Source organism: Parahaliea mediterranea, assembly GCF_003402235.1.
Classification (GTDB): Bacteria; Pseudomonadota; Gammaproteobacteria; order Pseudomonadales; family Halieaceae; genus Parahaliea; species Parahaliea mediterranea.
Map to the genome: position 1 here is coordinate 491,488 of NZ_QEWO01000005.1, position 17,682 is coordinate 509,169.

Consider the following 17,682-nt stretch of genomic DNA (forward strand, 5'->3'; position numbering starts at 1 on the left):
GCCGGGTAGCACCAGTGCTGCGACCCCCATGCGTATGCAATCTATCAATTTGTCAGTCGAAGGAAGATGTCTATGATTGGAGGAATGATGAACGCCGAGCTGAGCGTGACGTCCATCATGACCCATGCGGAGCGGGTCAATGGCGGTGCGGAAATTGTCTCGCTCACCCAAGGCAATCAACGCCATCGCTATACCTATCGCGACGCTTTTTCCCGCGCGCGTCAGTTGGCCAATGCGCTGGCGCGTTTCAATCTCGATGAGGGCGCGCGCGTAGGCACTCTGGCATGGAACGACCATCGCCATTTTGAGACCTACTATGCTGTGGCCTGCTCGGGATTGGTATGCCACACCATCAATCCACGCCTGTTTGTCGAACAGCTGGTTTACATTATCAATCACGCGGAGGATCAGCTGGTACTGCTCGATCCAGACTTCCTGCCGCTGGTAGAAGCCATTGCACACCAATGCCCGGGTGTTAAAGGTTGGATACTGCTGGCCGACGCCTCGCACATGCCGCGCAGCGAGACGCTGGATCTGCTGTGCTATGAGACGTTGATTGCCCATCAGTCCAGGGAGTTCAACTGGCCGCAAGTGGATGAGAGCAGTGCCTGCGCCCTGTGTTACACCTCCGGCACCACCGGTAATCCCAAGGGCGTACTGTATTCGCACCGTTCTACCATTCTCCACGCTTACGCCTCCATGATGCCCGATGCCCTGGGCCTGGCCCGCAGCGATGTGGTAATGCCCATCGTGCCTATGTTCCATGTCAACGCCTGGGGTTTACCTTATTCGTGTCCAATAGCCGGTGCCAAACTCGTGCTACCTGGCAGCAAAGCTGGCGATGGTGAAACGCTGGCCGGCCTCATTGACGAGGAAGGCGTAACCCAGTCCGCCGGTGTCCCCACGGTCTGGCTGGCCCTGCTCGCCTACCTGAAAGTCACAGGTAGGACCGTCGAGTCACTCCGACGTGTGATCATCGGTGGTGCGGCCTGTCCCGTATCGGTGATGGAAGAATTCGAACGCTATGGGGTCGAGTCCCGCGTGGGCTGGGGTATGACGGAGATGAGCCCACTCGGCAGTGTCAATACCAGTGAAGAGCGCCGTGACCACTACAGCCAGGAAGATTTCGCCAGGGTAAGGCTCAAGGCGGGGCGTCCCATATTCGGGGTGGAGATGAAAATCGTCGATGACCAGGGTACAGAATTGCCTTGGGACGGTGTTGCCTTCGGCTCGCTCAAGGTGCGCGGTCCCTGGATTTGCTCAAGTTACTTCAAGCTAGACGAAAGCGATGCTCACGATGAAGACGGTTGGTTTGAAACCGGTGACGTTGCGACCATTGACCCGGACGGCTATATGGCGATTACTGACCGCACCAAGGATGTGATCAAGTCAGGGGGCGAGTGGATATCCTCTATTGCGGTGGAGAACGTTGCCACAGATCATCCCAAGGTCGCCGAGGCTGCGGTGATCGGCCATTATCATCCCAGGTGGAGCGAGCGTCCCTTGCTGGTGGTGGTGCGTGCGCCGGGCGGTGATGACCTGGACGAGACGGAGATGCTGTGCTGGTTTGAAGGCAGGATCGCCAAGTGGTGGACACCAGATGCCGTACAGTTTGTTGAGTCCCTGCCCCACGGGGCCACCGGTAAGATCCAGAAGATTGTCTTGCGCGAACAGTTCAAAAATTACGCTTTTCCTGGTGCATGATGTACAGACCGACCCGTCGTCAGCTGATGAAGACCCTGGCGCTGGGCGGCGCTGCAATGGCAGGCCCGCTAAGTGCTCCCATTTACGCTACCCCGCGGCACCGCGAGTTGCCTGCCGGCAAGCGAGCCGGCGACTTTATCATCCATAACGATCTACCCTGGGCGCTTGAGACCCGTCGATCCAGCTTTGGTGTAGCGCCCATCACCCCGCAGTCGGCTTTCTTTGTACGCAATAATTTGCCGATGCCGCCCGAATCGATAATCGATAAGCCGGATCAGTGGCGTTTCGAAATCGTGGGGACCAATCGTGCCGGGCGGCTCACCCTGGGGGAACTCAAGCAATTGCCGATCCAGGTAGTTGCAACGGTTCTGCAATGCTCAGGAAACGGGCGAGCATTTTTCGCGCATCAACCCTCGGGTTCTCCCTGGGGCATTGGCGCTGCCGGTTGCGCACTTTGGACTGGAGTGCGGGTGGCAGACGTCGTTGAGGCCCTGGGAGGAGCGGCGCCTGAAGCCCGTTTTCTCACTGCCACCGGAGCCGAGCCGCTGCCGAGCGGCGTCGATCCCAATCAGTTGGTTGTTGAGCGCTCGATTCCCTTGGAGAAAGGCCTGCGCGACTGTCTGTTGGCCTGGGAAATGAACGGCTCGCCGCTGCCGTTGGTCCATGGTGGTCCATTGCGCCTGATCGTGCCGGGTTACTATGGCGTGAACAATGTGAAATGGGTAAAACGCCTTTCGCTGACCGAGCGGGAATCCTCTTCACACATTCAAGCGTCAGGCTATCGATTCAGAAACATTGGTGAGGCGGGTGGCCCGCAGCATCCCTCGATGTGGCGCATGCCGGTAAAGTCCTGGATCAACGGCCCAGGAGCGGATGGCGATCCGATAGCCAGCGGAGATGTGGTATTGCATGGTGTCGCCTTCTCCGGAGAGCGGGGAATCAGCAGCGTTGATGTGTCCGGGGATGACGGAGACCATTGGCAGCAGGCGGAATTGCTCGGGCCAGATCTCGGGCCCAACGCCTGGCGGAGCTTTGCCTTTAAGGTCCATTTGAATCCGGGAGAATATCGTTTCGTATCGCGTGCGACCGATAAAGAGGGCGACGTTCAGCCCAGGATGGCGAATCTGAACCAGCGGGGTTACGGGCACAATGCCTGGCATGATGCGGCGCTGACGCTGCAGGTCGTAAAAAACCGCCCTGTGATCGACGATAAAATTCCACTGGCGCCAGCGGAGCGTGACGCCAGTCGTCAAACTGGCGGCTCGGTAGAACTGTCGTCGTTGGCGCGCAAGGGGCGAAACCTATTCCTGGAGCGAACCCGTCCCTCATGTGGCCTGTGTCACCGGCTTGATGAGGCAGGCACCCAGGGGGCGATCGGGCCCAACCTGGATACGCTGCGACCCAGTAGCGAACAGGTCTTGGCGGCGCTCAGCCAGGGGGTGGGTGCTATGCCCAGTTTTGCCTCGCAACTCACCGAAACGGAGATGAGCGCTCTGGCAGCATACATAACCGAAGCGACCAGGCCCTGACCCTTTCCACGCCGTTGGCGTACATCCATTATCCAAAACGAACCGCTAGATGCAGAGAGCGTCTTGGCAATCAATGCCTGGCGTAGGTAGAGGCTGCCCGTGGCTTTATTTACAGCACGATTGCCCCAGCAGTGCTGCCGAGATTGCAGCCTTTCACATACGCGGTAACACCACGCCTGGCGCTGCGCCAAAAGCCCATGGGAAGGTCCGCGACTTCCACCGGGTCTGTCGCCATTTGAAAACCCGGTGTCGCAAAATGAAAAGCCCGACGGGGTAAAACCACTCATGATTACACCTCGCCTCAGCCTGTCAGATAACAATCTAATACTCAGACAAAGGTTGTCTCTATGAGTAATCTGGATGCAAACACGACCGTTCTTATCGTCCCCGGGTTGCGGGATCATGTAGAAAATCACTGGCAGACTTTGCTGGCCCATCGCCTGCCAAATGTTCGTACCGTAACGCCGCTCACCACCGAAAAGCTGAGTTGCAGCGCCCGTGTTCAGGCCATTGCCCAGGCACTTGAGCAGATTGACGGCCCTGTCATTCTGGTGGCCCACAGCGCAGGCGTCCTAATGACGGTGCACTGGGCAGCGCAGTATGAACGCTCCATCAAGGGGGCTCTGTTAGTGGCGCCCCCCGATTTGGAAATCGAGTGGCCGTCCCCTTATCCATCTTCCGAAACCATGCGTGTCCACGGCTGGGTACCTCTGCCGCGTACCCCTCTGCCGTTTCCGAGCATCGTCGCCGGCAGTTCCAACGATGCCTTGGCCAGTTTTGAATCGGTTGAGTCCATGGCGCGGGATTGGCAGGCAACGCTGGTGAATCTGGGTGATGTTGGTCATTTGAATCCGGCCTCCGGATATGGCGATTGGCCACAGGCTGACGCGTTTATCGAACAGCTGGATATCCAGCCCACCCTCTAGTTGGAAGGCTGCGATTTTTCGGCCACTTCACCGTGGCCAGGCCGCATTGCGGAAGATGTTATTCACACCGCAAAGAATCGCTGCCAACGCCTGAGATGACTTTATTTAAACTGCCTTATTAGAAGGAAGGAGAGAAAAATGACCGTCTGTCATTACAATGATAAATACCCGGCGTTCCTCACCACTGCAGCCAGTGTCATCGGTTTGGCGTTGGCTGCTGCAAATGCCCAGGCCCAACTTGAGGAGGTCATCGTAACGGCGCAGAAACGGGCGGAAAGTTTGCAGGATATACCCGTCACGCTGCAGGCGTTTTCAAACGAGGCACTGGTCGATTTCGGTATTACCGACACTCAGGCGCTGCAGAGCATTACACCGGGGCTGGTGGTCAATAATAGCGGCACATCGGCCCAGATCTACTTGCGCGGGGTGGGGACCCGTTTCGCCTTTGCTGGCCTCGATCCGAGTGTGGCTACCTATGTGGATGACCGCTATATAGGTCGTGCCCAAGCCAGCATCTTTGACTTTGCAGACGTGGAACGCATCGAGGTGCTTAAGGGCCCGCAGGGCACCTTGTATGGCCGTAATGCAACCGGCGGCGCAATTCGTGTGGTAACCATGGATGTAGACGACGAGTTGACGGGAAAAGTCACTGCCACTGCCGGTAACTATGATCATTGGGGCTTTTCCGGCACTGTCAGTGTGCCGTTGACCGACGACCTGGGAGTGAGGCTGTCGGGGCTGGTTAAGCAGCGTGACGGCTACGCCGACAATCTTGACCCACGAGGCGTTGCTGAACTGGATGACCAGGACTACCAAAGCTACAAAGCCAAGTTCCGCTGGGATATGTCTGACACGTGGACCGGTCGCCTGTCGCTGGAATATTCCAACCGGAACGATCTTGAAGGCTCCGATCAGGTAGACATCAGCCCGCCGGGATTAAACCGCGCGGTAGCCAACGGCGGACTTTCTGGCAACGATGTGGATGAAGTCTATACGGCGACTAACCAAAAGGCTGATTCCGAAGACTATGCGGCCACGTTAAGGCTGGATGGCGTATTTGATGCGTTTGATTTTGCGTCGATTACAACGTATTGGGATTTTGACCTGGTTGCCTCTGTCGATGCCGATGGCACCAGTAGGCGCGACAGCGATGCCTACCGTGTACCGCAGGCTGCGGAGAGTTTCTCACAGGAACTCCAGTGGTTGTCTAACACTGGCGGTGACTGGAACTGGATTGTCGGACTTTACTACTTTCGGGAAAACAACCGCCTGTTCGAACTGGAGGTGGGGTTGCAGGACTTGCTTGGTACCGAAACAATCTTCACTCAGGGAAATCAGTCATCGCTTACTACCGCCTATGCGGGCTTCGGCCAGTTGACTTACGACTTCAACGAAGCCTGGTCGCTGACCCTGGGCGGCCGCTACAGCAGCGAAGAGAAAGAAGTGGCCGTAAAGGCGCCAAGTTCCACAGGCGTCGTCAGCCTGGTGCCCTATCCCTTTGACGACGAAGCAGATTGGAACGAATTCACTCCAAAGCTCACACTTGAATACAACTTTGATGTTGGCATGGCTTACCTGAGCTATGCCCGCGGCTTCAAGAGCGGTGGTTTCAACTACCCCGCCAGCACACCCAATCCACTCACTGGCGAAGCACAGGCGGCGCTGGATCCCGAAATTCTCGACATGATTGAACTGGGTTGGAAAACCGAGTTACTGGACCAGCGCCTGCGGTTCAATGGTGCCCTGTTCTACTACGATTATCAGGATCTCCAGGTTACACGTGGCGTTGCCGACGACAACGGGGCTGTTTTCAACGTAACCGAAAATGCCGCTAATGCGGAGGTAATGGGCCTTGATCTCGACATCACCTGGTTGCCCACCGATCGCCTGATCCTGACCGCAGGGTTGAATCTGCTCGATTCCGAGTATCAGGACTTTGCCGCGTCTGCCAACATTTTCAACAATGTAGTCACTCCCGGTAGACCTGGTATGACGACGGTGGCCTTTGATGCGGACGGAGAGAGCCTACTGCGTGCGCCCGACTGGTCGGCCTTTGCCTCCGTGAGCTATGAGTTCAGCGCGGGTGATGCGCGGATACCGGTGGTACTTACCTACGCCTATAAGGACGACTACAACTACGACTTTGTGGCGCATCCAAGTTCGAACGCTCTGATTCAAGAGGGCTACGGTTTGCTGAGTGCTCGCGCCACGTATGTAAGTCCATCAGAGACTTGGCAGGTGGCAGTGTGGGGCAAGAACCTGACGGATGAAGACGAGTACTTCGAAGATGTCGTCGGTAACGCCGCGGGCATTCGCGGTTCCCACGGCGCGCCACTGACCTACGGCGTGGATGTTATGTATAACTTCTGATGGCTTGTGCTTGTTCTTGTCGCTGCCGTCACACGTGAATGTGGGTAAACCCGGTCAGCTCGCGCACCAGCACGAGCGGCGGGATGGTTCTGCGGCAATCCCTGAGTCGATGATAGTGCACCTCCCGATACGTCCTGCCGGCGTACGGGAGGCAGCGCTGAAGCTGCTGGCGTTCAACGCCGCAGGGTCGGTCTGAGCGGGCGTGTTCCATACCAACGCTCTATACACTATACCGTCGGCTTTTTGATGCTTCAGAACAGAAGCCTTTATAGAAGAAGGGCCTTAAATGAACGCTTATTCTTTGTTTTTTCGTCGCGGCGCTATGTCGTGAAATGAAAATCGCTTGACGCCAAATGTTAAGCGAAGCCGATCTTGCATTCCTATACTTGATCGCAACGTAATTATTGTCGACGCGGTTTTTCTGGCGTTTTCGCTCATTAATAGCCTTGTAATGGAGATTCCATGAACTTTCTTGATGGCCACCTCTTTCCCGAACACCAGCAGCCTCTGATCATCACCGCAGCCCCCTATGCCCCGTCGTGGATTCCATCCGACTTCCCGGAAGACATCCCCGTTACGATGGAAGAGCAGGTTCAAAAAGCGGTGGATTGCTACAACGCGGGCGCCACTGTGCTGCATTTACATGTGCGTGAACTTGACGGTTCGGGCAGCAAGCGCCTTTCCAAGTTCAATGAATTGATTGCCGGTGTGCGTGAGGCCGTACCCGAGATGATTATCCAGGTGGGAGGGTCAATCAGCTTTGCGCCAGAAACGAAAGGTGAGGTGGCGAAATGGCTTAGCGATGATACGCGGCACATGCTGGCGGAACTTACGCCCAAGCCCGATCAGGTCACAGTGACTGTGAATACATCACAGATGAATGTTGTTGAGCACTGGGACGATAAGGATGTCAGGGGTACTTCAATGGAAGGGCCCGAAGGCTACAACGCCTTCAAGGAAATGACGGTGCCGGCTCAGCCTGGGTGGGTTGAGGAACACGTGCGGCGTTTGACGGATGCAGGCATCCAGAGTGCTTTCCAGTGTTATAACCTGAACAGCTTCGAGTCGGTAGAGCGGCTGATGCGCCGGGGTATCTACAAGGGGCCCCTCGTGATGAACTGGGTGGCGATCGGTGGCGGCATGGACTCGCCAAATATCTACAGTTTGGCCAACTTCATACGTGCCGTACCAGACGGTGCAGTGGTAACGCTGGAGAGCTCAATGCGAAATGTGCTGCCAATCAATATGATAGCCATTGCTATGGGGCTTCATGTCCGCTGTGGTATTGAGGACAACCTCTGGAACCAGGCGCAGACAGAGAAAATGTCCACGGTTGAGCAGGTCGAGCAACTGGTGCGAATTTCGAATGAATTCGGCCGCCCAATCGCCACCGCTCAACAGGCGCGTGAGATCAGCAGAATCGACGTATTCTATGAAACGGCCGAAGAAAGTTTGCAGGCGAATGGCTTTGCACCGAACCGCAATGGCGGCAACCAGGGCTTCCTGCGAAAGACAGGTTGAGGCCGGGGGTGTTGACCGGTATCAGCTGAGCGCCGGCCGATCCAGCCTTTTTAGAGCCAGTCCAAAACCCTCAAACGTTTCGATGCACCCGCATCGGCGCAGGCAACGCGACGTTCTGCTTTGCGTGTATTGCCGGGCATTGGGAGGGCCCGCCTAGTCGAAGGCGGCGCCCTCTGGCAGCTGCCGGTACCACTTCACACCCTGGTCATCCAGTTCGTAGGTTGCCTGGCGTCGGCGTACCAAGCAGTTCAGGTTGGCCATGGTTTCGCCGGTGGCAAGGCCAAAGTTGTGGCCTTCCAGTGTGCGGTTGAACAGGGCGGGGAAGCAGTCCACGGCACGCCGGGGCTCACTCAGGTAGTCGTACAGGGTGGCCAGGTCGCGCTTGTGGGATTCGATGATCTGGGTGAGGCGGGTGTGCAGGCCGTAAAAGGGCGCCTCGTGGGCCGGCAGCACCAGCAGGTCGTCGGGCAGCATGGCGCGGATACGGTTGCAGGAATCCAGCCACTCGGAGATGGGGTCGCCGTGGGGTTCGTTGGGGAACACGCTGACGTTGGGGGTGATTTTCGGCAGCACCTGGTCGCCGGAGATCAGCAGTTTCAGTCCCGGGCAGTACAGGCAGGCGTGCTCGGGTGAGTGGCCGCTGCCGACGATCACCTGCCAGTAACGATCGCCGATGGTGAGGGTTTCGCGGTCGGTCAGGCGGCGGTAGCTGTCGGGCAGGGTGTACACGGCCTTGCCGAAGCCGCCGAATTTTTCCCGGTAGTTCTGCAACTGTTCTTCGTTATAGCCGGCGGCGTGGTAGAAGCGGATGGCAACCTCGGGCGCGGGGCGCCCGGTATCGCCCACCATGGCCCGGCACATCAGGAATTCGTCGCGGGTCATCCACAGTTCGCAGCCAAAGCGCTCCACCAGCCAGCCGGCCAGGCCAATGTGGTCCGGGTGCATGTGGGTGACGATCACCCGGGTGACGGGCTTGCCGGCCATGAAGCCGCTGAACAACTGCTCCCAGATTTTCTGGCTGTCGGGCAGGTTCAGGCAGGTGTCCACCACGGTCCAGCCGTCGCCGTCTTCCAGCAGCCAGATATTGATGTGATCCAGCGACATGGGCATGGGAAAGCGCGCCCAGTACACCCCGGGGGCGATTTGCTCGGGCTGGCCAGGGGCGGGGTTGGCTTTGCGGCCGAAGGGGTAGGTCAGGCCGCGAAAGGTTTCGCTGGGGTCGTTAAGCATGGTGGGGTCCGCTGGGATCAGAGGCGGCTATGGTGGGCGTTGGGGGCGTGGCTGTCCAGCCTGCAGGGCGCCCGCCGGCGCTTTTGGATGGGCACTGTGCGGCTATTCAACCCACGTCAACCCACGGCTGCGCCCATCCGGCGCCGACGGGCACGCCAGCGCCCACAGTGAGCGCCGCTCAGCCGACGCCGCGCTCGCTGCCCTCCCAGTAGCTGGCGCGCACGGCCTTTTTGTCGGGCTTGCCCACCGGGGTCAGGGGAATGCCGGCCACGTAGTCCACGCTTTTGGGGGCCTGTACCGAGCCTTTGGCGTCCTTCACCAGCTGCATCAGCTCGGCGCTCAGCGCCTCCGACGCCTGCTGCTCGGGCTTTAGCACTACCACGGCTTTGACGGCCTCGCCCCAGCGCTCGTCGGGCACCCCAACCACCACCACCTGGGCCACCGCCGGGTGGGTGGAGAGCACGTCTTCCACTTCCCGCGGGAAGACGTTGAAGCCACCGGTGACAATCATGTCCTTGGTGCGGTCCACAATGTAGAGAAAGCCGTCGTCGTCCAGCCGGCCCACATCGCCGGTGTGCAGCCAGCCGCCGGCGAAGGCCTCGGCTGTCTGCTCCGGCATGTCTTTGTAGCCCTTCATCAGCAGGGGGCCGCGCACGCAGATTTCACCGGGCTCGCCAGGTGCCACGGGCTGGTTGTCGCCATCCAGCAGGGCCAGGTGTACCCAGGGCGAGGGCCGCCCGCAAGAGGCCAGCCGCTCGGGCTTGGACAGGTCGTGCTCGGCCCGGCGCATGTTGGCAATCACCATCGGCGCCTCGGACTGGCCAAAGAACTGGTAGAACACCTGGCCCCACTTCTCGATGCCCTCTTTAAGCCGCGCCGGGCTCATGGGTGAGGCGCCGTAGAAGATGGTTTCCATGCTGCTCATGTCGGCGCTGGCCGAGCGCGGGGAATCCAGCAGGAAGTAGAGCATCACCGGCACCAGCATGGTTGCGGTAATGCGGTGCTGCTCCACCATGTCGAAGAATTCATCGGGGCTGAAGCCCTGCATCACGTAAAAGGCGCCGCCTTTTTGCAGCACTGGGATCAGGAAGGCCGCCGCGGCGTGGGACAGGGGGGTGGCGATGAGCATGCGCAGCTCTTCGGGGAACTCCCACTCGGTCATCTGGATTTGCGTCATGTAGGCGGTGGTGCGGTAGGCGCTCATCACGCCCTTGGGCTTGCCGGTGGTGCCCCCGGTGAAGTTGATGGAGGCGGTGTCCTCGGGCTGCACATCCGGGGCCACCAGGGGCTGGGGCGTGAAGCCGGCGGCCAGGGCCAGGTAGTCATCCCCACAGTCCGCCGGGCCGAAGGACAGCAGCTTGAGGCTGGGGATGCGCTCTTTCAGCGCAGCGGCGACCGGCGCGAAGGCGGTGGGGTCGAACACCAGCGCATCCACCTCGGCGGCCTGCAGCACGTAAGTGTGGTCGTCCAGCGAGCCCAGCGGGTGCAGGGGGGTGCCAATGCAACCGGCCAGCTGCATGGCGGCAATGTTGGACAGCACCTCGGGCCGGTTGGTGGAGATCACCGCCACCCGGCTGCCCTTGCCCAGGCCGCTGGCGCGCAGGGCCTGTACGAGCTGGCTGGTCTGCTCGCGCACGTCGCGGTAGCTGGCCACTTTGTCGCCAAGGAACAGGCAGGGCTCGTCGTTGTAGCGGTTCAGGCCTTCCACCAGCAGGTGGGGCATCAGCGGCGGATGGTAGAGGGCGTCTTGGCTCATGGTATCTCCCCGGTTTGTTAGGGTCGGCGCGCTACCAGGGCAGCACACACTGTCTGTGGGATGATTCTAGGGCCGCAGGAAGGGGGGTGACAGGGACAATTAGGCCAGTTTTCGGTGGTCTATCGTCTCACCGGGGGTGTTGCCCAGCGCGCACGGGCGCGCCGGGCAGGGCACATCAAGGCGCCGCCCGTTTCAGCCGGCGCTATCGACCCCCAGGCCCCGGCGCAGCACGGCCAGGGTATCGGCCAGCTCGCGCTGGTGGATGGCGGTATGGGCGAACACGCTGGAGCCGTGGAAGGTGCCGGGGTAATTGTGCAGCTCGCAGGGCACCCCCGCCGCCAGCAGGCGCATGCCGTACTGCAGGCCCTCGTCCCGCAGGGGGTCGAACTCCATGGTGGTGATGTAGGCCGGCGGCAGGCCGGCAAGGTCGCTGGCCCGGGCCGGCGCGGCGTAGGCCGGCACGTTGTCATCGCCCGCCGCCAGGCCATCGCCCAGGTAGTACTGCCAGCTGAGCTTGGCCTTGCCGCTGTCCCAGCAGGGGGTGTTGGTGAACTGCAGCATGCTGGGGGTGTCCATGCGGTCGTCCAGCACTGGAATGCCCAGAAACTGGAAGCACAGGGCGGGGCCGCCCTCGTCGCGGGCGCGCAGGGCGCAGGCCGCCGCCAGGCAGCCGCCGGCGCTCTGGCCGCCGATGCCCAGGCGCTGGGGGTCGATGCCCAGCTCGCCGGCCTTGGCGGCGCTCCAGGTGAGGGCCGCGTAGCAGTCGTCCTGGGGGCCGGGGTAGGCGGTTTCGGGCGACAGGCGGTAGTCCACCGACACCACCACAATGCCCAGGGCGCGGCTCAGGTTGGCGCAAATGCCGTGCTCGCTGTCCAGGCTGCCGAGCACAAAGCCGCCACCGTGAATGTAAACCAGGCCGGGGACGGGGCCGCTGGCGGTGCTCGGGCGGTACACCCGCACCGGCACGTCCGGGGCGCCGTTCAACCCCGGCACGGCGTGGTCGGCAATGTCCAGGCCACTGGTGTCCAGGTCGGCAATCAGCGCGGCGGTGGCGCCGGCAAAGGCGGCCCGGGCGGCGGCCGGGTCGGCCACGTCCACCGGCGGCATGAATTCCAGCAGGGGGGCAATCTCGGGGTCGAAGTTGTAGCTCATGGTGTTGGCCTTTTTATTGATCAGGGTTATCGAAAGGGTTACAGGGCTGCTTGCAGCGTGGCTAAAGGGCAATCGAATGCATGAAGGCCCGGTGTTGGCTTGGGGCACACGGCAGGGTGACAGCATATCCCCTGGCGCCGTGATGCGCAGCGCCGCAGGTACAAAAATGGATACCTGCCAGTGGCCATTTTGCGCCACCTGTGCGGGCTGTTCAGTCCAGGCGCTTGTTGAAGCGCGCGGTGGCCACCAGCAGCACCACTGCGGTAAAGGCGCACAGCCAGAGTATGTCGCCGGCCAGTTGCTCCAGCTGTGCCCCGCGCAGCACCACCCCACGCACCAGGCGCACAAAGTGGGTGGCCGGGAAGGCCTCGGCAATCCACTGGGCCACCTCGGGCATGGCGTCGTAGGGGAACATAAAGCCGCTCAGCAGGATGGACGGCAGCAGGATGAACACGGTGAGCTGCATGGCCTGCAACTGGGAGCGGGCGATGGTGGACAGCAGCAGGCCCAGGGTCAGGCTGGCGGCCACAAAGCTGAGGGTGGCCACCGCCAGAGTGCCGAGGCCCCCGGCAAAGGGCACCTTGAAGATCACATGGCCCAGGCCGAGGATGATGGCCACCTGCACCAGGCCGGCCAGGGTGTAGGGCACCAGCTTGCCCACCATCAGCTCCAGCGGGTGAATGGGGGTGGTGATCAGCAGCTCCATGTTGCCCAGCTCGCGCTCGCGCACCAGCGCCAGGGAGGTGAACAGGATCATGGTCATGGTCAGCACAATGGCGGTCAGCCCGGGCACTATGTTCACCGCCGAGCGCCGCTCCGGGTTGAAGAACAGGCTCACCTCAAAGCTGGGCTCGCTCGCCTGGTAGGCCCCCGCCGGGGCGCCGGCCTGCAGCTGCAGGGGCATGTTGCGAAGGCCAAGCAGTACCTGGCTGACGGTGGTGTCGGAGCCATCCACCAGCCACTGCCCCACGGTGTCGCCGCTGGCAATGCGCCGCGCCAGGTCGCGCGGGAAGATCAGCGCCGCGCGCACCTCGCCGGCAATTACCGCCGCCTCTGCCTGCTGGGGGGTGTGCAGGTAGCTGACAATGTCCACTACTTGATTCACCCGCACCTGCTCGGTAATCACCCGGGCGGTGGCGCTGCCGCTCAGGTCCACCACGGCGATGGGAATGTTGCGCACCATGGTGTTGATGGCGTAGCCAAACAGCAGCAGCTGCACCAGCGGGATCATCACAATCATGCCGAAGCTCATGCGGTCCCGCGCCAGTTGCAGGAATTCCTTGTGCGCCACCGCGGCAATGCGGCCGGGGCTGCTCATGCGCGCCCGCCGCTGGTGGCCGCCATGAACACGTCTTCCAGGTTGGGCCTCGCCAGCTGGCAGGTGTGGCCCTGCGCGGCGCTGTGCAGCTGCTCCAGGGGCGCTTCGGCCCCGGCGTCGAACAGCACCCGCAGGCGGCTGCCCTGCTGGGCGGCGGAAACCACCTCGGGCCGCACCATCAGCTGGGCGCGCAGGGTGCGCAGGTCGCTGCCGCTCACCTCCACCACGCGCCCGTCCAGCGCCCCCATCAGGGCCTGGGGGCTGTCGTCGCGACGCACCCGGCCGCGCTCCAGTATGGCCAGGCGGTGGCAGCGCTCGGCCTCGTCCATGTAGTGGGTGGATACCAGAATAGTGGTGCCGGCTTCGCTCAGGTCGAACAGTTTTTCCCAGAAATCACGGCGATTTTCAGGGTCCACCGCCGAGGTGGGCTCGTCCAGGAACAGCAGGGTGGGGCGGTGCAGGGTGGCCACCGCCAGGGCCACCCGCTGGCGCTGGCCGCCGCTCATGGCCTGCAACTGCCGGCCGCGCAGCTCTGTCAGGGCAAACTGTTCCAGCACCTCGTCTATGCGCCGGCGGCGCTCGCCCCGGCCCAGCCCGTACACCCGGGCCATAAAACGCAGGTTTTCCAGGGTGGTGAGGTCGGTATACAGGGAGAACTTCTGCGTCATGTAGCCGATTTCACGGCGCAGCGGTTCCGCATCGGCGGGAATGCGCCGGCCCAGCACCTCCACGTTGCCGTCGCTGGGGGTGAGCAGCCCGCAGAGCATGCGAATGGCGGTGGTTTTGCCGGAGCCGTTGGGGCCAAGAAAGCCGAAGATGCGGCCCTTCTCCACGCTGAGGTCGATGTGATCCACGGCGGTGAGCTCGCCGAAGCGGCGGGTCAGCCCGCGGGCGCTGATGGCAAGCCCGCTCACTGGGGGGCTTCGCCGCTATCCAGCAGCACTTGTACCGGCACGCCGGTGGGCAGTGTGTCGGCGTCGCTCAGGTCGAACTCCGCCAGGTACACCAGCCGCGCGCGGTCGCTGGCGTTCAGGGCGTAGTAGGGGGTAAAGGCGGGCTCGGTGGCAATCCAGCGCAGGCGGCCGGTGAAGGGGTGGTCTATGCCGTCCACCTGTACCGGTAACGCCGTGCCCGGCTGCAGGCGCGCGCGGTGTTGTTCCGGCACGTAAACCCGGGCAAAGGGGCTGCTGTTGGCCAGCATGATGGCCAGGGTGGCACCCGCCGGCACCCGTTCGCCCACATTCCAGGGCAGGCTGTCCAGCCAGGCGTCGCGGGTGGCGGTGACGCTGAGTTCGTCCAGGTGGCGCTCTTCCAGCGCCAGTTGCGCACGGGCGGCCTCCAGCTCGGCGGCGCCCTGCTCCAGTTGTTCTGGCCGGGTGCCGTTGGTCAGGCGCAGCAGTTGCTCGCGGGCAGCTTCCAGCGCGGCCTCGGCGGCGTCGCGGCTGGCCAGGGCCGAATCCAGCGTGGCCTTGGCGGCCAGCTTCTGCTGCACCAGCTTGCTGGCCCGCTGGTAGCTGGCCTCGGCATCCAGCAGGGTGGCACGGGCGCCGGATACCTGGGCGCTGGCGGCGGCAATGTCTTCCTTGCGAGCGCCGTTGCGCAGTTCTGTCATGCGCGCCGCAGCCCGCGACGCCTCGGCCCGGGCGCGGGCGACCACCGCCTGCTGGTTGCGTGTGTCCAGTTGCACTAGCAGTTGCCCGGCGCGTACTGGCTGGCCCTCCTGCAGCGGCTGTTCGGTGATGATCTCGCTGGCGGTGGCGCGCAGGATGATGCGGTCGCGCTCCAGGGTGCCCAGGGCCTGGTCTGGCTCGTTGCCGCCGCAGGCGCCAAGCAGCAGTGTGAGCAGTGTAAGCAGCGCGGGCCACAGCCGGTAACGGCAAAGGTGCAGGCGGGTGTGCAGGATGCGGGGCATGGTGCAACTCCGGGCGGCGAGGTCCCGGAGTTATAACACGCTATGAGAGGGGTGCAAGTCGGCCCGCGGTTTGCGGGCCGGGTGGGTTGTTAAGCGGGCTTGCCTATGCCGGTGTGTCATCCGCCACGTAGCGCGCCCGGGGGCGAATGAGGCGGCTGTCGCGGCTGAACTCCAGGAAGTGGGCGATGTAGCCGTACACCCGGGCCATGGCGAACATGGCGGTAAAGAAGTGGCTGGGCAGGCCCAGGCTGTGGAACACGGCACCCTTGTAGAACTCCACATTGGCCCAGATTTCCTTGTCGCGCTTGGCAAATTCCTGCTGGCAGGCCTGCTCCACCGCAATCAGGGTGTCCAGCAGGCGCCGGCTGTCGGCGTCGTGGCACAGCTCGGTCGCCATGGGCTTTAGCAGCTTGGCGCGCGGGTCCACGGTGCGGTATTCGCGGTGGCCCATGCCCATGATCTTGGTTTTTTCCGCCAGGCAGCGGGCCACGTAGGCTGCGGCCTTTTCCGGCTCGCCGATGGCCTGGGCCATTTCCAGTGCAGCCTGATCCGCGCCGCCGTGCAGGCGCCCGTACAGGGTGCCGATGGAGGCGGAAATCACGCTCTGGATGGGCGCCAGGGTGCTGGCGCAGACACGCCCGGCAAAGGTGCCGGCGTTGAAGCTGTGCTCCATTTGCAGGATCTGGGTGGCGTCCAGCATCTTCACCGCGTCGGCATCGGGCACCTGGCCGTGCAGGCGGGTCAGGAAGTTGGCGTGAAAGTTGTCGTCCGGGCCGCCACCGAGCGGCGCCAGGCCCTGCTCCGCCCGATACCAGGCGGCGATCAGGCCAGACAGCTTGGCGGCCAGCACCAGCCCCTGCTCGGCGTCCAGGCCAAGGCCCAGGGTCTGCTCGGTGGGCAGCTCAATCAGCGGCACCATGCCCTGCAGCACCAGCATGGGGTGCAGGTGCGGGGGCAGGCGCTTTAGAATGTCGCACTCCTCCTGGGTCAGGTCGGCGTGCTCGCACAGGAAGCGGTTCAGCTGCAGCTGCTGGGCGGCGTCGGCGCTGCGGCCAAACAGCACCAGCCAGGCTACTTCCGCGAAGGGGCGCTGCACCAGGTCGTTGATGTCCACGCCGCGGTAGGACAGCCGGCCGGCCTCGCCCTCCACGTTGGAGATGGCGGTTTCGCCCACCACCACGCCGGCGAGGTCGAAGGATTCCAGGGTTTGGTTGGTTGTCATGAGGGGGTCTCCATTGGGGCCCGGCCAGTGACAGGCGGCGGGGCGATGTTGCGGCGGCCAGTATAAATTTCACTGTTCAATCAGTAGAGTTAAACAGTCTTATTAATTGATAAGTAAAACTGATATGCGTTTGGAGAACAGCGAACTGCGCGCCTTCCGCGCCGTGGTGGAAGCCGGGGGCTTCCGGCGGGCTGCCGAGGCCCTGCACCTGAGCCAGTCGGCGGTGAGCCAGGCGGTGGCGGGGCTGGAGGCCAAGCTGGGCCTGCCCTTGATACAGCGCGGTAAAAACCTGAGCCTGAGCGACGCCGGGCGGCGCGTGTTCGATCACGCCGTGGAGGTGCTGGGGCGGGAGCAGCAGACCCTGGAGGACATTGCCCGCCTGCGGGACGGCGCCAGGGAACGCCTGAGCCTGGCCATCAGCGGGTCCATCAACTACTTTCACGCGCAGGAGTTAATAAGCGCTTACTACGCACAGAACCCGGCTGTAACGCTGCGCCTGCAGGAACTGCCCAGCCGCAGCATGATCTACGCGGTGCTCGGCGGGCAGGTGGAACTGGGGCTCGGGCCCTTCCAGAAGCAGATGTCCGCCTTTCACACGGTGCCGCTTTATGAAGACACCCGTCACCTGGTGGTCAGCCCGCGCCACCCGGCCTTCGACGCCATGATCGCCGGCGATGCGGGGGCGTTGCGCCGCACGCCGCTGATCGCCTCGGCCCTGGACAACCCGGAAATGCGTCCCTCCATCCAGCGCCTGCGGGACCAGTTCAGCACCGTGTGGGAGGTCAGCAGCCTGTCCCTGCGCATCCACATGGTGGCGCAGGGCATGGGGGTGACCTTCTTGGATCGCCGCCTGCTCAAGGAGCACCCGCGCTGCCGCGACCTGCACATCATGGACGACCTGTCCTTTGGCCGCATCGACAAGCGGGTGGGGTTGTACCACCGCGCCAACCTGTCGCTGAGTCCGGCCGCCCGGGCCTTCATTGCATTGTGCGAACAACACTGGCAACGGTAGAGTGAAGGCCACGCCGCCGGAGGGGCAGGG

Annotated in this window: 13 protein-coding genes; 6 read left to right on the top strand and 7 right to left on the bottom strand. The window is 62.4% G+C overall.

Annotated features, from left to right (window positions below):
* Positions 1 to 72: 72 nt before the first annotated feature.
* The 5 genes from DDZ17_RS17115 to DDZ17_RS17135 all read left to right on the top strand — a co-directional run bounded on the left by DDZ17_RS17115 (position 73) and on the right by DDZ17_RS17135 (position 8,050).
* Positions 73 to 1,704: a long-chain-fatty-acid--CoA ligase gene (locus DDZ17_RS17115; protein WP_116368178.1), complete on the top strand. Its 1,632-nt coding sequence runs from the start codon at positions 73 to 75 to the stop codon at positions 1,702 to 1,704.
* A 26-nt stretch (positions 1,705 to 1,730) separates the two neighbouring features.
* Positions 1,731 to 3,233: a molybdopterin-dependent oxidoreductase gene (locus DDZ17_RS17120; protein WP_241505932.1), complete on the top strand. Its 1,503-nt coding sequence runs from the start codon at positions 1,731 to 1,733 to the stop codon at positions 3,231 to 3,233.
* A 347-nt stretch (positions 3,234 to 3,580) separates the two neighbouring features.
* The gene (locus DDZ17_RS17125) at positions 3,581 to 4,159 is read left to right on the top strand and encodes an RBBP9/YdeN family alpha/beta hydrolase (RefSeq protein ID WP_116368179.1); all 579 of its coding nucleotides are present in this window, start codon (positions 3,581 to 3,583) and stop codon (positions 4,157 to 4,159) included.
* 138 nt (positions 4,160 to 4,297) lie between these two features.
* The gene (locus DDZ17_RS17130) at positions 4,298 to 6,529 is read left to right on the top strand and encodes a TonB-dependent receptor (protein ID WP_116368180.1); all 2,232 of its coding nucleotides are present in this window, start codon (positions 4,298 to 4,300) and stop codon (positions 6,527 to 6,529) included.
* A 462-nt stretch (positions 6,530 to 6,991) separates the two neighbouring features.
* Complete coding sequence (locus DDZ17_RS17135) at positions 6,992 to 8,050, top strand: beta-keto acid cleavage family enzyme (RefSeq protein ID WP_116368181.1); 1,059 nt, start codon at positions 6,992 to 6,994, stop codon at positions 8,048 to 8,050.
* A 153-nt stretch (positions 8,051 to 8,203) separates the two neighbouring features.
* Here DDZ17_RS17135 and DDZ17_RS17140 read toward each other — a convergent pair whose 3' ends face one another.
* From DDZ17_RS17140 to DDZ17_RS17170, 7 genes are all read right to left on the bottom strand, one after another.
* The gene (locus DDZ17_RS17140) at positions 8,204 to 9,280 is read right to left on the bottom strand and encodes an MBL fold metallo-hydrolase (protein WP_116368182.1); all 1,077 of its coding nucleotides are present in this window, start codon (positions 9,278 to 9,280) and stop codon (positions 8,204 to 8,206) included.
* A 178-nt stretch (positions 9,281 to 9,458) separates the two neighbouring features.
* A complete protein-coding gene (locus tag DDZ17_RS17145) occupies positions 9,459 to 11,036 on the bottom strand; it encodes an AMP-binding protein (protein WP_116368183.1) in 1,578 nt (525 codons plus the stop codon).
* Positions 11,037 to 11,228: 192 nt separating this feature from the next.
* Positions 11,229 to 12,188, bottom strand: coding sequence for an alpha/beta hydrolase (locus tag DDZ17_RS17150; RefSeq protein ID WP_116368184.1), 960 nt, complete (start codon positions 12,186 to 12,188; stop codon positions 11,229 to 11,231).
* A 211-nt stretch (positions 12,189 to 12,399) separates the two neighbouring features.
* The gene (locus tag DDZ17_RS17155) at positions 12,400 to 13,506 is read right to left on the bottom strand and encodes an ABC transporter permease (RefSeq protein WP_116368185.1); all 1,107 of its coding nucleotides are present in this window, start codon (positions 13,504 to 13,506) and stop codon (positions 12,400 to 12,402) included.
* The gene (locus tag DDZ17_RS17160; RefSeq protein ID WP_116368186.1) at positions 13,503 to 14,420 is read right to left on the bottom strand and encodes an ABC transporter ATP-binding protein; all 918 of its coding nucleotides are present in this window, start codon (positions 14,418 to 14,420) and stop codon (positions 13,503 to 13,505) included. Before DDZ17_RS17160 ends, DDZ17_RS17155 begins: the two co-directional genes overlap by 4 nt.
* The gene (locus tag DDZ17_RS17165) at positions 14,417 to 15,418 is read right to left on the bottom strand and encodes an HlyD family secretion protein (protein WP_170150231.1); all 1,002 of its coding nucleotides are present in this window, start codon (positions 15,416 to 15,418) and stop codon (positions 14,417 to 14,419) included. The genes DDZ17_RS17160 and DDZ17_RS17165 overlap by 4 nt, the downstream gene beginning before the upstream one ends.
* Before the next feature lie 103 nt (positions 15,419 to 15,521).
* Positions 15,522 to 16,640: a citrate/2-methylcitrate synthase gene (locus DDZ17_RS17170; RefSeq protein ID WP_116368187.1), complete on the bottom strand. Its 1,119-nt coding sequence runs from the start codon at positions 16,638 to 16,640 to the stop codon at positions 15,522 to 15,524.
* A 124-nt stretch (positions 16,641 to 16,764) separates the two neighbouring features.
* On the opposite strand from DDZ17_RS17170, the gene DDZ17_RS17175 reads away from it, so the two are divergent.
* On the top strand, positions 16,765 to 17,652 hold the full coding sequence (locus DDZ17_RS17175; RefSeq protein WP_116368188.1) for a LysR family transcriptional regulator: 888 nt from the start codon (positions 16,765 to 16,767) through the stop codon (positions 17,650 to 17,652).
* Positions 17,653 to 17,682: the final 30 nt, after the last annotated feature.